The sequence below is a fragment of the Ruegeria sp. ABD4_443 genome, from assembly GCF_056160865.1.
Genome location: NZ_JBSWYA010000001.1, coordinates 207223 through 222134 on the forward strand (window position 1 = coordinate 207223; position 14912 = coordinate 222134).

Here is a 14912-nt window from a genome sequence, read left to right on the forward strand (position 1 = left end):
TCTCGGCTAGTTCATTTGCTGAAACACCGCCTCGGTCAATTGGTTCAATGAAAACGGCTTGGGCAGGAAGGCCGAGTTTGGGACATCCGGCCCCGACGTGCCAAAGGCACCTTCGGTATAGCCAGACATGAAGATAACGCGAACATCGGGTCGGGTCTTCATGGCCTCGCGCACCCAGGTTGGCCCGTCCATGCCCGGCATCACGACGTCGGTCACAAAAACATCGACCTTCAGGTCGCCATCTTCAAGCAGGCTCAGCGCGGTCTCGGCGGAATCCGCCTCGAATACAGTATACCCTTTCAACCGCAGCGCCCGTGTCGCAAAGGCCCGTACCGGGGCTTCGTCTTCGACCAGCAGCACGACGCCTTCGCCCTGATGCGCAGATTGCACGGCTGGCACGTCGACCTTGGCCGGTTCCGGCGCTTCGACAACCGGACAGACCGGCAGGTAGACCGAGAATTCTGTGCCCCTGCCCTCGACTGAATCCACAAAGATAAAGCCGCCGGTTTGCTTTACGATACCATAGGCCGTCGACAGCCCCAGCCCGGTGCCTTCGCCCATTCGTTTGGTCGTAAAGAAAGGTTCGAACACCTTTTGCAGCTTGTCGGCCGGGATGCCGACGCCGCTGTCGATCACCTTCACCGTGACATACTCGCCCGGCAACACCGTTGCCCGGTCGCGCAGCAAGGGCCGCGCCAGCATCACGACCTCGGTCTCGATACGGATTTCCCCGCCATCGGGCATCGCGTCGCGGGCGTTGACCACAAGGTTCATCAACACCTGCTCCAACTGCCGCTTGTCGGCCTGAACCGGTTTCAGCACCGGATCATGGCTGAGCGTCAGGCGGACTTTTTCGCCGACCAGACGGTTGAGCAGGTGGATCAGGTCGGAAATCGTGTCGCGCAGGTCCAGAACCTCGGGGCGCAGCGTCTGTTTTCTTGAAAACGCCAGCAATTGGCTGACCAGCGCCGCCGCCCGATTGGCGTTCTGGTTGATCTGCACCAGGTCTCCGTAATCCGGGTCGCTTTCTTCGTGGCGCAACAACAACAGGTCGCAATGCCCTGAAATTGCAGTCAAAAGATTGTTAAAGTCATGCGCAACACCGCCCGCCAATTGCCCGACAGCCTGCATCTTTTGCCCCTGGACGAACTGCGCCTCAAGGGTCTTGAGCTCGGTCGCGTCATTGAGAACGGCAATCAGGCTGACCTGCCCGTCGCACATGGTGCGTGACAGGGTAACCTGAACAAAGACCTCTTTGTCCTTGCGTGCAAGGCGCAGAAACTCAGACCGGGGGGCAGTGTCCTGCTCTGCGGTTTGGGCCAGCCAGTCCTGCACCGAGCCCCCCAGCCCCTGAAGGATTTGATCAATATAAGTGACGCCTTTGCCGGCCTCACCGATCAGCCGCGCGGCCAGGCGGTTGGTTTCGCGGATCTCACCCGTTGGTGATAAGCGGATGATCGGCACCGGAAGATCCTCGATCTGTGTGCCTGCGGGGTTCTTGGGGCTGTCTTGCAGCGGCAGCACCAGGACATCGCGCACGGCCCCGACCCGTTGGATTTCGGACAGCGCAACCGGGGCAAACCCTTGGGCGGTTGGCAGGTACAGCATCTGTCCCGTACAACCACGGCATGAGTCTGCGATGGCGTCCAACGCGCCGGATTCGATATCCAATGCTGCGCTTGCCGCCGCGTTCATCGCCAAGACGGAATCGCCACGCCCCAAAGTAACCACGGGAAACGGCACGTCAGACCAGGGGCTTCGATCTTCGTCCGCAATCCGCCAGAGCATCCGCCCGCCGCCCAGATCGGTAACGGTGATCGGCACGGTTCTGCCTTTGGTGGCAACGCCCTCTTGCGCCTGCCCCTGACGTGATGCGCACGATTGAAGCCGAAACAAGACCGCCGAAGGGTTCGCGAATACCGACCGCAGGCAATCGTCCAGGCGGGCCCCGGCAATGGTGCGGTATTTTTGGGCTGCGTCCTGATTGGCAAACAGCACAGCGCCCGTGGCATCGGTAACCACACTAGGGGTCGTTTCGGCCTGAACCAGACGTTTAAGAACCGCCCCGACATCTCTGGCCGCATATCCGGCCACCCTGTTGGCGATCAACACTAGGGCCAGCGTCACCAACAGGGACGCCCCCACGACCCCCACCCCGACGCGCCATTCGGTCGGGAAAAACCGTAGCAAGGGCAGAACGCACAAGGTCAAGGCGATCAGGGCCAGTGAAATAAGCCTGAACCCGCCCGGTTTGTATCGGCCAATGGGATCAGTCACGTAATCAATTGTTTCGGACATCAACAACTCGAATAAATGGTCCCGCCCATACCGGCACGGGATAGGTTAACGGACGCTTAAGAATAATCGCGCCCTCTACCATAAGTTGTTTTCAGTCTACGCCCTGGTCAAGTGGGCAGAATAGAACCCGTCACCACCGTGGGAAACCGGCCACGATTTTTGCACCGTCACCCGCCAATCCGGGTTCGCTGAAAGGAACCGGTCGACAATCTGCCGGTTTTCAACATCCAGGACCGAACAAGTCGCATAGGCCAGCGTACCCCCTTGGGCCACCAGCGGCGCAGCGGCGCGCAATATCTCCAATTGCGTAACGCCAAGCGCCGCCAAACGATCGGCATCCAGTGCCCATTTCCCCGCAGGCGCCCGGCGCCAGGACCCGCTGCCCGAGCAGGGAACATCCGTCAATACCAGGTCATAGGGGCCGCTCTCAGCAAGCTGTGCGGACGACAGGCGCGTAATGCCAACCCCGGCCCGGGCGGCACGGGCGGGCAGATCGCGCATCCGGTCTGGATTTGCGTCATGGGCGAATACCTCGACTCCGGAATGCGCGGCCATCGCCAACGCCTTGCCGCCGCCACCGGCGCAATAGTCCAGAACCCGCATGCCGGGGCGCAAATCCAACAGACCGGTCACCGCCTGGCTGGCCGCATCCTGCAGTTCGACCAGACCGGTGGAATAGGCCTGGCTCTGCGCGACTTTCCGGGCGCCTTCGGTGACCTCAAGCGCGGTATCGCATTCGTCATGCGGTTGCACGGCAATCCCGTCACGTTCCAGTTCCCGGATTGCGGTCGGCAGATCGCAGCGGGCCACGTTCACCCGCAGGAACACCGGCGCACGCGTCTGAAGGGCCATTGCGACCTGTTCGGTTTCCGCGCCCAGCGACCTGTTGAATTCGGGCCAAAGCCAGTCGGGAATATCCAGCCGCTCGGCCGCGCTGGCAAAGTCGCGCGCGATTTCGGTCGGTGCAACCGGCGCCGGGGCATGGCGTGCGCCCGTAAACAGTTGGTCGGGGTCCATACGCGCTGCACGCACCCCGCCAAGCATCAGCCCGCGACCGGACTGAGACCCGCCAAGGGCGGCAAAGGACCGGCGACACCGCAGGGCGCCGAACACATGATCCCGGATCGCGGCGCGGTCGCCCGAGCCCGCAAACCGGCTGCGCCTGGCCCATCCGGTCAGGGCCTTTTCGGCGGGCACTCCGCCCAGGATATCGTCCAGCACCTCGATGGCGGCCTGAACCCGCGCGGCTGGGGTCATGACAAAGTTCCAAGTGAAGGCGGCATTGTGTTTCCCGACGCACGCGCCGGGTCAGCGCCGCAGGTTACATAACCCGGTAGTTCGGGCTTTCGCGGGTGATCTGAACGTCATGCACATGGCTTTCCTTCAGCCCAGCACCGGTGATTTTGACAAAATTGCAGTTCTTGCGCATTTCATCCACCGTGGCGCATCCGGTATACCCCATCGCCGCACGCAGACCGCCGACCAACTGGTGGATCACCGCGCTGGCCGAACCCTTGTAGGGCACCTGCCCTTCGATCCCTTCGGGCACCAGCTTGTCGCTGGCCGCGTCCTTCTGGAAATAGCGGTCAGCCGAGCCGCGCGCCATGGCGCCCAGGCTGCCCATGCCGCGATAGGACTTGAACGACCGCCCCTGGTACAAGATGACCTCACCCGGGCTTTCATCGGTGCCTGCAATCATCGAGCCAACCATGGCACAGGACGCACCGGCCGCGATGGCCTTGGCGAAATCGCCCGAGAACTTGATGCCGCCATCCGCAATAACCGGAACATCGCCAGCGGCCGAGGCGCAATCCATGATCGCGGTCAACTGCGGAACACCAACCCCGGCCACCATACGCGTGGTGCAAATCGAACCGGGCCCGATGCCGACCTTGATCGCATCCGCCCCGGCGTCCACCAACGCCTTTGCGGCATCGGCTGTTGCCACGTTCCCGGCGATGATCTGAACTTCGTTCGACAGCGCCTTGACCCGTTTCACCGCGTCAATCACGCCCTTGGAATGGCCGTGCGCCGTGTCCACGACGATGATGTCGACACCCGAATCCACCAGCTCTTCGGATCGTTCAAAGCCGGAGTCCCCGACCGATGTCGCAGCGGCCACGCGCAAACGCCCCAGGTGGTCCTTGCACGCGGTCGGGTTCAGCACCGCCTGCTCGGTATCCTTGAGCGTCAACAGACCGGTCAGCTTGCCCTGGCCGTCAACAACCAGCAGCTTTTCAATCCGGCGCGCCTTCATCAGGCTTTTGGCCTCTTCCAGGTCGGCGGGTTCCTGCAGCATGGCCAGGTTTTCCGAGGTCATCATGACCTCGATCGGCGTATCATCCGACGTGGCAAAGCGCATATCCCGGTTCGTCAATATCCCGACGACCCGGCCCGCATTGTCGACGACCGGGAAACCGGTGAAATTATAGCGCTGCACCAACGCCTTGGCATCTGCCAGCGTCTGATCGACCCGCAGCGTCACGGGGTTGTAGACGATACCGGATTCAAACCGTTTGACGCGCCGGACTTCGCGGGATTGTTCCTCGACCGTCAGGTTCTTGTGGATCACGCCAACGCCGCCCGCCTGCGCCATCGCAATGGCCATCCGGGCTTCGGTCACGGTGTCCATGGCCGAACTCAGCAGGGGGATGTTCATGGTAATCTGCCGCGTGACGCGTGTCGCGGTATCCGCCGTGGCCGGCAACACCGAAGAGGCGGCCGGAACCAATAAAACATCGTCAAAGGTGAGTGCCTCACGAATCTGCATCTGAAAACCCCATGCATAAGCCCGTTTGGCGGTGACCCTATTGCATGGATCGTCCCCAAGGGAAAGCCCCTGCGGACAAGTTGTTGCAGATCATCCGACCCGGCGGCCCGGAAAACGACGCTCGTCGCGCAAAACCTGCCGCGGAATGGCCTTTCCCTTTGCGCACAAACCCATATCCTGTGGCCAACACGCGCAAACGAAAAATGCAGGCAGATCATGACCACCGACCCTCTTGTCGTCTTTACGCCTTCGGGCAAACGCGGGCACTTTCCCGTCGGAACTCCGGTCCTGACGGCCGCCCGCCAATTGGGTGTCGATCTGGATTCGGTCTGCGGCGGCCGCGGGATCTGTTCCAAGTGCCAGATCACCCCCAGCTATGGTGAATTCCCCAAGCACGGCGTCACCGTTTCCGCGGATGCACTCAGCGACTGGAACGCGGTCGAACAGCGTTATGAAGACAAGCGCGGGCTCAAACCCGGCCGCAGGTTGGGTTGCCAGGCCACCGTGCAGGGGGACGTGGTCATCGACGTCCCCCCCGAAAGCCAGGTCCACCGCCAGGTCGTCCGCAAGGCCGCCGCCGCGCGTGCAATCACGATGGACCCGGCCACGCGCCTGTATTTCGTCGTGGTGGAAGAACCCGACATGCATTCGCCCACCGGCGATCTGGAACGGCTGGAGCGCGCCTTGCGCGAACAATGGGATATCGCCGCCGCAACGGCGGACCTGTCGCTGTTGTCCAAGCTGCAACCCGTATTGCGCAAAGGCAAATGGGAGGTCACGGTCGCCGTCCACAAAGGCCACAAGGACAGCGTCGCCCGCATCGTCGAGATTTGGCCGGGCCTGCATGAACGCGGGCTGTACGGATTGGCCATAGACCTTGGGTCGACAACAATCGCAGCCCACCTGACCGATCTGGAAACCGGCGAGGTCAAGGCGTCCTCGGGGCTGATGAACCCACAGATCCGCTTTGGCGAAGACCTGATGAGCCGGGTTTCCTACGCCATGATGAACCCGGGCGGTGACAGGGAAATGACCAAAGCCGTGCGCGAGGCAATCAACGATCTGACATCCTCGATCGCCGACGAGGCCGGAATTGACGCCAACCTGATCGTCGAGACCGTATTCGTCTGCAACCCCGTCATGCACCACCTGCTGCTCGGTCTGGACCCGGTCGAGCTGGGTCAGGCCCCGTTTGCGCTGGCAACCTCGGAAAGCATATCCCTGCCCGCGCGCGAGATGGACCTGACCCGCATGAACCCACGCGCGCAGGTCTATATCCTGCCTTGTATCGCGGGCCATGTTGGGGCCGACTGCGCTGCCGTTGCGCTGTCCGAGGAACCCGGTAAATCCGAGGACCTGGTGTTGATCGTCGATGTGGGCACCAATGCAGAAATTCTGTTGGGCAATACCAGCCGCGTTCTGGCCTGCTCCTCGCCCACGGGTCCGGCGTTCGAGGGTGCCCAGATCAGTTCGGGCCAACGTGCCGCGCCCGGTGCGATTGAGCGGATTGAAATCGACCCCGTTACCAAGGAACCGCGGTTCCGTGTCATCGGGTCCGAGAAATGGTCCGACGAAGACGGGTTTGACCGCGATATTGCCACCACGGGCATTACCGGCATCTGCGGGTCCGGCATTATCGAGGCCGTCGCGGAAATGCGCATCGCGGGTTTGCTGGACGAGAACGGCCTGATCGGATCGGCGGAGCAGACCGGCACCACGCGCTGCGTGCCCGAAGGCCGAACTCATGCCTACCTGATCTACGATGCCAGTACCGAAGGAGGTCCGCGCATCACTGTAACGCAGGTCGACATCCGCGCCATCCAATTGGCCAAGGCTGCGCTTTATGCCGGTGCCCGCCTGCTGATGGATGAGATGGAGGTCGATAAGGTTGATCGCGTTGTTCTGGCGGGTGCTTTTGGGGCCCATATCTCGACCAAGCACGCCATGGTGCTGGGCATGATACCCGATGCGCCGCTGGACAAGGTTTCAAGCGCAGGCAACGCGGCGGGCACCGGTGCGCGCATTGCGCTGTGCAATATCGGCGCACGGGCCGAAATCGAACGGGTTGTGCGCGAAATCACCAAGGTCGAAACCGCCATCGAGCCCAAGTTTCAGGATCACTTCGTCGCCGCCAATGCGATTCCGCACAAAACGGACCCGTTTCCGGAATTGGCAAAGATCGTTACCCTGCCCAGCCCCAGTTTCAACGCCGGTGGCGGGGATGCCCAGCCGGGCGGCGGGCGTCGTCGCAGGCGTCGGGGGTGATAGGATTGAAAGATTGGAGCGGGTAGCGGGAATCGAACCCGCGCGTTCAGCTTGGGAAGCTGACAGGCTACCATTACATCATACCCGCCGCGTCAGGCTCAATAACACCAGCAATTGGCGGGGATCAAGTCGCTTTGCGGATCAATCCGTGCGCGCGCGCAAACTGTCGATCAGCGATTGATCCACGTCCAGAACCCGGCCCGCCGCATCCAGCGTTCTGCCGTCAAGATGTTGCGGGTCAAGGTCCAGACCCTCGGAAAACACCTTAGCAACGATCTGCATTGCCTTGATTCGCGCGTATTTTTTGTTATTTGCCGGTATGACATGCCATGGCGCAACCGATGTCGATGTCCGGGCCAGCATCTCGTCAATAGCGATTTCGCTTTGGTCCCACTTTTCCCGGTTGCGAAAGTCCTCATAGGTCAGTTTCCAGCGTTTCAGCGGGTTTTTCAGCCTTTCCGCAAAGCGGCGCATCTGTTCGTCGGGCGAGATGTGAAAGAACAGCTTTACGATCCGGGTGCCATCATCGACCAGCATTCGTTCGAAATCGTTGATCTCGCGATAGGCGGCGCGCCAACGGGTTTCGGGTGTGAACCCTTCGATACGTTCGACCAAAACCCGGCCATACCAGCTGCGGTCAAAGGCTGAAATCGCGCCTTCGGGCGGCAGTCTTTCCCAGAACCTCAGCAGGTAGTGACGATTGAGGTAATAGTTGCGCGGCGCACCGATTGGCCAGACCTTAAAGCTGCGCGGGTCCAGCGCCTGGCTGATCCTGCGGATCGTCCCGCCCTTGCCCGCGGCATCCCACCCCTCAAAGACGATGACGCCCTTGGTGCCGTGGAACAAAAAGGCCTGTTGAATGCGGGCCAGCCGGGCCTGAAGGTCGGCAAGCTGTTCAAGATAGTCGGATTTGCCAAGCCTTTTGCCAAGGTCGACATCGGACAGTTTCGGATGCAGGTGCGTGGACATATGCGGCGGCCCCTTGGGATAGCTACCTGCCCACTATCCCGGTCGCGCGCGGCGCGGGCCTTGATCCGCATCAACATGAAAACAAGGGCCGGACATCTCTGCCCGGCCCGGTAAATCGCAATCCCAAGTCCCGAGGGTCAGGCCCGGCGGCGACGGCCACCGCCGCGGCGCCCACGTGCGCCCTCGCCTTCGGCCCCGGCGGCTTCGGGGGGTTTGTTGGATCTGATCCACTCGCCGCCATGCGGGTCATTATTGGTCAGCAGGTTGGCGGCGCGGATCGCCTCCATCTCTTTGCCCGACCGGGGATGGGTCGAGCCAAGTCCGAACATCTGGACGAATGTCTCGTCATCCATGCCGTCAGGCAGGATGATCCCGGCTGCGGCGACGGCCTCTTTCTTTTCTGCAATCTTTTTCTGGGTCACGGGCAAGGCGACCGGGTTCATGATCGCCGATGTCATACCAGCGCCCATGGCCATGGGCAGGAACGCGTTGTTGATGCCGTGGCGGTTGGGCAGCCCGAACGAGATGTTGGACGCACCACAAGTGGTGTTCACACCCAGCTCTTCGCGCAGGCGGCGGACCAGCGCAAAAACCTGCTGACCGGCAGTTGCCATCGCCCCGATGGGCATGACCAGAGGGTCGACCACGATGTCATGGGCCGGAATACCGTAATCGGCGGCCCGTTCCACGATTGTCTTGGCGACCGCAAAACGCACATCCGGGTCTTCCGAGATGCCGGTGTCATCATTCGAGATGGCCACGACGGGAACATTGTATTTCTTGACCAGCGGCAGAACCAGTTCCAGCCGCTCTTCCTCGCCGGTGACAGAGTTCAGCAGCGGGCGGCCTTCGGCCGCCTCAAGACCAGCTTCCAACGCGCCGGGAACCGAGCTGTCGATACACAGCGGCACGTCCACGAGACCCTGCACCAGCTCGACGATCCTGCGCATCAGCGGCGGCTCGGTCTCATTGGGGTTGGGGTTCGAGTTGTAGACAACGCCTGCATTGATATCCAGAACGGTCGCGCCCGCCGCGACCTGCGCCAGAGCGTCCTTCTCAACGGTCGAAAAATCGCCCGCTTCAAGCTCGGCGGCCAGCTTCTTGCGCCCCGTGGGGTTAATCCGCTCTCCGATCACGCAGAATGGTTCGTCAAAGCCCAGAACGGCGGTTTTTGTTTTTGATTCGACGACTGTACGGGTCATGGGCTGTCCTTAGGAGTTTACGGGCTTTGCCGAGGCGCCGCCGTTGTCGATGGCCCAGTTGGCGTTGGTCTTGATGCCGCCAAGCGGGAAGAAATGCACGTTGGTGATGTTGAAGTCGGGATTGGCCGCCTTGTGGTTGGCTAGTTCGGTGATCACATCGGTCGGCTCATAAGGCAGCAGCAGTTTGGAAACGTCCATGGCGCGCTTTTGCAGAACCTTCAGCGACGGGCCGACGCCGCAGGCAATGGCGAATTTGATCAGCGTTTGCAGCTTGGCTGGACCCGCGATGCCGATATGGATCGGCAGGTCGATCCCGGCCTCTTTCAGGCTGTCGGCCCAGGCAATGATAGGCTTGGCGTCAAAGGCGAACTGCGTGGCCAGAGCCATTTCCGCATCGGTGGTTTCCGAGAATTTCTGTTTCCAGCGCAGCGCGTCGTCGACGTTTTTGGTCGAACCGTCGGGGTCGATATCCTTGTTGCCCTCGGGGTGGCCGGCCACATGCAGGCGTTTGAAACCCGCCTTGTCGAACAGCCCAGATTCCAGCAACTGCATCGAACTGTCGAAATCGCCGTGCGGCTTGGCAACGCCACCGGCCAGCAGCAGCGCCTGTTCAACGCCTGCCTCGCCCTGATACATCGCGATCCAGTTTTCCAGCGTCGCCGCATCCTGGATGATCCGCGCCGGAAAGTGCGGCATGACGGTGTATCCTTCGGCCGCGATCCGCTTGGCGGTCTTGACCATGTCGTCAATCGGCGTGCCCTCGATATGGGCGATATAGACGCGCGTGCCATCGGGCAGAAAATCGCGGAAATCGTCGATCTTTTCAGCCGTACGCGGCATCACCTCGATCGAATAGCCCTGCAAGAAAGCCTCGACAGTCGGGTTCACAGGGGCCTTGTCGGCCGCATCGCGTTTCTTGAAGTTCAGCAAAGCCATTGCGGCCTCCCATAGCTGTCTCGGGCTCATGCCCAACCGTCATTGGCGATCAGGGCCTTGATGCGATCCTGATCGTATTCCGTTTCAAGGCGGCTGGCCTGGGCTTCGGCGATTTCGGACGGGTCGCCCTCAACCGCAAAAGGTTCAGCCTTGCGCCATTCGGCCAGGTAGGCATCGCTGTCCTTGGCGTTCACCTTCATTGCAGCGCGGTCGATGGCCTGTTCGAACCGTTCTTCCAATTGCCGCTTGGCGCCACGACGGCCTTTGCCGACAATGACTTGGGCGGGAATGTCGCGCCAGTAAACGATGGTGACGTCGGGCATTGCTGTTGATTCCTCCTAACCGGATGGATCGGTTCTAGACTTCTATGTGGGCCCGCGTCGGTCGGATTTCGACACACGACGCTTTTACAGCGACGTTTTGCGACGCGGGCATGGCCGGGTTCTAGCCAATTTCGGCGCAAAGGCGCATATCAAAATTCTCAATGTCTGTATGAGCGCGGCGCATAAAGGCAAAAACCCCGGACGGCGAATGCCATCCGGGGCCTGCAATCTGCAATGTCGGGTGGATTAACCCACCAGACCGCCATCTTCGCGCGTGACTGCGATAATGGCCGAACGCGGAACCGAATCGCCGCCCTCGGGCCAATGGCTGTTGCCGTCCTCACCGGGGTGCTGGATGCCGACGAACATCGTGCGGCGATCCGGCGACCAGCTCAGGCCGGTGACCTCGCATTCGTTCGGACCGACCAGAAAGCGGCGGATCTCACCGGTGACCGGGTCGCCTGCCAGCATCTGGTTGTTGCCCTGCCCGGCAAAGTCGCCCTCGTTGCCGTAATTGCCGTCGGTCTGGATCCACAACAGGCCATTGCTGTCGAACTTCAACCCGTCGGGCGAGTTGAACATGTTGTCCGCCGTCACGTTGTCGGACCCGGCATAGGCATCCTGATGCACTGTCGGGTTACCGGCCAGAACGTAAAGGTCCCACCCGAACCCGGCTGCACCATGGTCGCCGCCGTCGGGCCGCCAGCGCACGATCTGACCATAGTTGTTGGCATCACGCGGGTTCGGACCGTTGACCGAGGTATCATCGCCGCCCGCATTGGGTTTGACGCCACGGTTCTTGTTGTTGGTCAGGCAGCAATAGACCTCGGGGGTGTTGGGGTTGGACGCAACCCATTCCGGGCGATCCATCGTGGTTGCACCTACGGCCGAGGCCGCCTGCCGGGTGTGAATGCTGATTTCGGCCAGCGACGCCATCCCGGTGGTTTCAGGCGTCAGCGCCAGCCATTCACCGGTGCCGTCATCGTTGAACTTGGCAACCGAAAGCGTCCCGCTTTCCAGCAGCGCATTGGTGTCCACGCCCGCCGCGTAAACGCCGTCGGACACAAAGCGGTACAGGAACTCGCCACGTTCGTCATCGCCCATATAGACGACAACGCGCCCGTCATTGTTGACCACGACATCCGCGTTTTCGTGCTTGAAGCGCCCCAGCGCCGTCAGCTTGCGCGGTGCCGCGTTCGGATCGGTCGGGTCGATTTCAACGACGTAACCCGCGCGGTTGGGCTCGTTCGGGTTCTTCGACACGTCGAAACGCGCGTCGATCGCAGCCCAGCCATAGCCCCAGTCCTTGGACGAAACGCCGTAACGTTTCAGTTCGGGGCTAACCTCGTGGTTTTCATCCTCGGCGGAGAAATAGCCGTTGAAGTTCTCTTCGCAGGCCAGGTAGGTGCCCCAGGGCGTCATGCCGTTGCCGCAGTTGTTCCAGGTGCCCTTGGACGTGGTGCCGGACGGGTCGGCTGCGGTTTTCATCAGATCGTGACCCGCCGCCGGGCCGGTGATGGCCATGTCGGTCTGCGGTGTGATCCGGCGGTTATAGGGGCTGTCCTTGACAATCGCCCAGGTGCCGTCGGTATTGGCGATTTCGACAACCGTTACACCATGCGCCATCATGCCCTTGGCGATATCGTCATCCGAGGCCGGTTTGGCATCGGGGTTGTTGCCCCACAGAATATCGCGGTTGGTGTATTCATTGTTCACGACCAGCAAAACGTGGCCATCGTGAAAGAACACATCCTGCCCGTCGGTATTGTCACCAAAGGCGCGTTCCTGGCTTGCCGCCGTGCCGCGGGTCGCGTGATCGAACTCGGGCGCATCGGACCACAGCGGGTCGCCCCACCGCACCATGACCTCGGCCTTGTAACCGGCGGGAACCGTAACCGCGTCGGCGGTCGAGACGGGAATCGCGTCAAATGCAAAACGGTCGGCCGCCGCACGTGCTGTGCTTGGCAGGATCGAGCCACCGACAGCGGCAAAGCTGCCCATTGCCAGGACCCCGCCCAGGAAACCGCGACGCGACAGGGCGCGTTCGACAATGCGGTCGAAATCGCATTCCTCGGGTCGCGGGTTCACTACCTCGTCATATTCGTCGAATGTCAGGGTTTGGTCGTCTTTCATGGCTGGCTCCGTATCTTGCAGCATGCTGGTAGGATCACCCAAAACGGGTTCCGGGCCTTCAGGTCGCATTTCAGTATGAACGCTGTGTGACAGTCGTGTTAATTTCAAAATTGAAATCGCTTGCACGTCGGCGAAGCCCCGCCTAGGGTCAGGGTAACTCGAAAAATCGGAGGGCGTTACGATGGCGCCCAAGCGTCCCAAAGGTGCGGGCGCGTTCCCGAAAGCGGTCGAAAGCCCCGCGCCGGCAAGACCCGATCCAGATGCGTTGTATGCGGCGCTGGATTTGGGGACAAATAGCTGTCGCATGTTGATAGCCCAGCCCAAGGGCAGCGGGTTCCATGTGGTAGACAGTTTTTCCAAGTCCGTGCAGCTGGGTGCCGGGCTTGAACGGACCGGGCGGCTGTCGCGGTCCTCAATGGCGCGCACCATTCAGGCGCTGCGAATCTGCCAGCAGAAGCTCAAGCGTAACAAGGTCCGTCGCATGCGGCTGGTGGCCACCGAGGCCTGTCGCCGCGCCAAGAATGCGCGTGACTTCATCCGCCAGGTCAAACGTGAAACCGGGCTGACGCTGGAAATCATCCAGCCCGAGGAAGAAGCGCGCCTGGCCGTCATCTCATGTGCGCCCCTGGTTTCCACCAAGACCGAGCAGTTGCTGGTTGTCGATATCGGCGGCGGCTCGACCGAGCTGGTCTGGATCGACATATCGTCGGTGCCGCGCCGCGACCGGCCTGCGGCAATCATGCGGCTGCATAACGGGTTTCACAGCGCCGAAAGCCCCTTTCCCGCGGCCAAGGTCGTGGACTGGATCAGCGTCCCGCTGGGGGTCGCCACGCTGCGCGATCAGTTTCACGACGTCGAGGATGATTCCGCCCGTTTCGCGCTGATGAGCTGGTTTTTCGAGGAAAACCTTGTCGATTTCGCGCCCTACAAGGATGAACAGGCGCGCGAGGGGTTTCAGATTGTCGGCACCAGCGGAACCGTGACCACGGTCGCGGCCTCGCATCTGGGTCTCAAGCGATATGACCGGACCAAAGTGGACGGGCTGCGCATGACCAGCGATCAGATTGACAAGGTCATACGCGGTTATCTAGAACTCGGCCCTCAGGGGCGGCGCCGCGACCCTCGGATCGGAGACGACCGGCAGGCCCTGATCATGTCCGGCTCGGCCATATTGCAGGCATTGCTGCGCTGCTGGCCCACCGACCGCCTTTCCGTGGCGGACCGGGGGCTGCGCGAAGGTCTGCTTTATGCACAGATGAGCGCGGACGGCGTATTGGAAGACGGACCATTCTGATGGCGAAGACACCAAGTGGCAAAAACACCTCGGGGCGCGGACAGCGGGACCTGAAGGTCAAGGTCAAGACCGCCCGCGGGCGCAAGCTCAGCTCGACCCTGTGGTTGCAGCGGCAGCTGAACGACCCCTATGTGAAACGGGCCCAGGTCGAAGGGTACCGGGGGCGCGCTGCGTTCAAGATACTGGAACTGGACGAAAAATACCGTTTCCTGGTTCCGGGCGCACGTGTGGTCGACCTGGGCTGTGCGCCGGGCGGCTGGTGCCAGGTGGCCGTCAAGCGGGTGAATGCGCTGGGCGAAAAATCCGGCAAGAAGATCGGCACGGTGCTGGGGGTCGATCTGCAAGAGGTCGAACCGATCGCGGGGGCCGAGATCCATCAGCTGGATTTCATGGATGATGACGCCGACGAAAAGGTAAAGACCTGGCTGGGCGGCAAGGCCGATGTGGTCATGTCCGACATGGCCGCCGCATCGTCGGGTCATAAACAAACAGATCACCTGCGCATCATGGCCTTGTGCGAAACCGCCGCCTATTTCGCATTCGACGTGCTGGAACAGGGCGGCACATTTGTCGCCAAGGTTCTGGCGGGCGGCGCCGAGGGCGATTTGCAGAAGCTGCTCAAGCAGAAATTCGAAAAGGTCGCCAACGTCAAACCGCCAGCATCACGTTCGGACAGTTCCGAGAAATTCGTCGTGGCAACCGGGTTTCGCGGCTGATCCCGC

The 14912-nt window shown here is 61.5% G+C and carries 11 protein-coding genes and 1 tRNA gene; 3 read left to right on the top strand and 9 right to left on the bottom strand.

What is annotated here, in order from left to right; genetic code table 11:
* Positions 1-6: 6 nt before the first annotated feature.
* The 3 genes from ACXAG8_RS01085 to guaB all read right to left on the bottom strand — a co-directional run bounded on the left by ACXAG8_RS01085 (position 7) and on the right by guaB (position 5068).
* Positions 7-2298, bottom strand: coding sequence for an ATP-binding protein (locus tag ACXAG8_RS01085; RefSeq protein WP_475221443.1), 2292 nt, complete (start codon positions 2296-2298; stop codon positions 7-9).
* A 96-nt stretch (positions 2299-2394) separates the two neighbouring features.
* Entirely contained in the window at positions 2395-3555 is a 1161-nt protein-coding gene (locus tag ACXAG8_RS01090) for an RsmB/NOP family class I SAM-dependent RNA methyltransferase (protein WP_475221444.1), read from the bottom strand.
* A gap of 64 nt (positions 3556-3619) precedes the next feature.
* The gene (guaB, locus tag ACXAG8_RS01095) at positions 3620-5068 is read right to left on the bottom strand and encodes an IMP dehydrogenase (RefSeq protein WP_475221446.1); all 1449 of its coding nucleotides are present in this window, start codon (positions 5066-5068) and stop codon (positions 3620-3622) included.
* Between the two features lie 216 nt (positions 5069-5284).
* On the opposite strand from guaB, the gene ACXAG8_RS01100 reads away from it, so the two are divergent.
* Entirely contained in the window at positions 5285-7333 is a 2049-nt protein-coding gene (locus ACXAG8_RS01100; protein ID WP_475221447.1) for an ASKHA domain-containing protein, read from the top strand.
* A 14-nt stretch (positions 7334-7347) separates the two neighbouring features.
* Here the strand turns inward: ACXAG8_RS01100 and ACXAG8_RS01105 are convergent.
* From ACXAG8_RS01105 to ACXAG8_RS01130, 6 genes are all read right to left on the bottom strand, one after another.
* Positions 7348-7421, bottom strand: a tRNA-Gly gene (locus ACXAG8_RS01105).
* A gap of 53 nt (positions 7422-7474) precedes the next feature.
* Complete coding sequence (locus tag ACXAG8_RS01110; RefSeq protein ID WP_475221448.1) at positions 7475-8302, bottom strand: polyphosphate kinase 2 family protein; 828 nt, start codon at positions 8300-8302, stop codon at positions 7475-7477.
* 137 nt (positions 8303-8439) lie between these two features.
* On the bottom strand, positions 8440-9504 hold the full coding sequence (locus tag ACXAG8_RS01115; protein WP_475221449.1) for a methyltetrahydrofolate cobalamin methyltransferase: 1065 nt from the start codon (positions 9502-9504) through the stop codon (positions 8440-8442).
* 9 nt (positions 9505-9513) lie between these two features.
* The gene (locus tag ACXAG8_RS01120; protein WP_475221451.1) at positions 9514-10440 is read right to left on the bottom strand and encodes a methylenetetrahydrofolate reductase; all 927 of its coding nucleotides are present in this window, start codon (positions 10438-10440) and stop codon (positions 9514-9516) included.
* A gap of 26 nt (positions 10441-10466) precedes the next feature.
* On the bottom strand, positions 10467-10763 hold the full coding sequence (locus ACXAG8_RS01125; protein WP_475221452.1) for a virulence factor: 297 nt from the start codon (positions 10761-10763) through the stop codon (positions 10467-10469).
* 246 nt (positions 10764-11009) lie between these two features.
* On the bottom strand, positions 11010-12896 hold the full coding sequence (locus ACXAG8_RS01130; protein ID WP_475221453.1) for a PhoX family protein: 1887 nt from the start codon (positions 12894-12896) through the stop codon (positions 11010-11012).
* Positions 12897-13077: 181 nt separating this feature from the next.
* Here ACXAG8_RS01130 and ACXAG8_RS01135 point away from each other — a divergent pair, with 181 nt between their 5' ends.
* Positions 13078-14190 carry a Ppx/GppA phosphatase family protein gene (locus ACXAG8_RS01135; RefSeq protein WP_475221455.1) on the top strand — a complete coding sequence of 371 codons (1113 nt, stop codon included), beginning with the start codon at positions 13078-13080 and terminating at the stop codon, positions 14188-14190.
* Positions 14190-14906, top strand: coding sequence for an RlmE family RNA methyltransferase (locus ACXAG8_RS01140; RefSeq protein ID WP_475221456.1), 717 nt, complete (start codon positions 14190-14192; stop codon positions 14904-14906). Before ACXAG8_RS01135 ends, ACXAG8_RS01140 begins: the two co-directional genes overlap by 1 nt.
* Positions 14907-14912 lie beyond the last annotated feature (6 nt).

Coding starts and splice junctions, on each gene's coding strand:
- ACXAG8_RS01085 (WP_475221443.1), bottom strand. CDS start 2,298: ATGTCCGAAACAATTGATTACGTGACTGATCCCATTGGCCGATACAAA.
- ACXAG8_RS01090 (WP_475221444.1), bottom strand. CDS start 3,555: ATGACCCCAGCCGCGCGGGTTCAGGCCGCCATCGAGGTGCTGGACGAT.
- guaB (WP_475221446.1), bottom strand. CDS start 5,068: ATGCAGATTCGTGAGGCACTCACCTTTGACGATGTTTTATTGGTTCCG.
- ACXAG8_RS01100 (WP_475221447.1), top strand. CDS start 5,285: ATGACCACCGACCCTCTTGTCGTCTTTACGCCTTCGGGCAAACGCGGG.
- ACXAG8_RS01110 (WP_475221448.1), bottom strand. CDS start 8,302: ATGTCCACGCACCTGCATCCGAAACTGTCCGATGTCGACCTTGGCAAA.
- ACXAG8_RS01115 (WP_475221449.1), bottom strand. CDS start 9,504: ATGACCCGTACAGTCGTCGAATCAAAAACAAAAACCGCCGTTCTGGGC.
- ACXAG8_RS01120 (WP_475221451.1), bottom strand. CDS start 10,440: ATGGCTTTGCTGAACTTCAAGAAACGCGATGCGGCCGACAAGGCCCCT.
- ACXAG8_RS01125 (WP_475221452.1), bottom strand. CDS start 10,763: ATGCCCGACGTCACCATCGTTTACTGGCGCGACATTCCCGCCCAAGTC.
- ACXAG8_RS01130 (WP_475221453.1), bottom strand. CDS start 12,896: ATGAAAGACGACCAAACCCTGACATTCGACGAATATGACGAGGTAGTG.
- ACXAG8_RS01135 (WP_475221455.1), top strand. CDS start 13,078: ATGGCGCCCAAGCGTCCCAAAGGTGCGGGCGCGTTCCCGAAAGCGGTC.
- ACXAG8_RS01140 (WP_475221456.1), top strand. CDS start 14,190: ATGGCGAAGACACCAAGTGGCAAAAACACCTCGGGGCGCGGACAGCGG.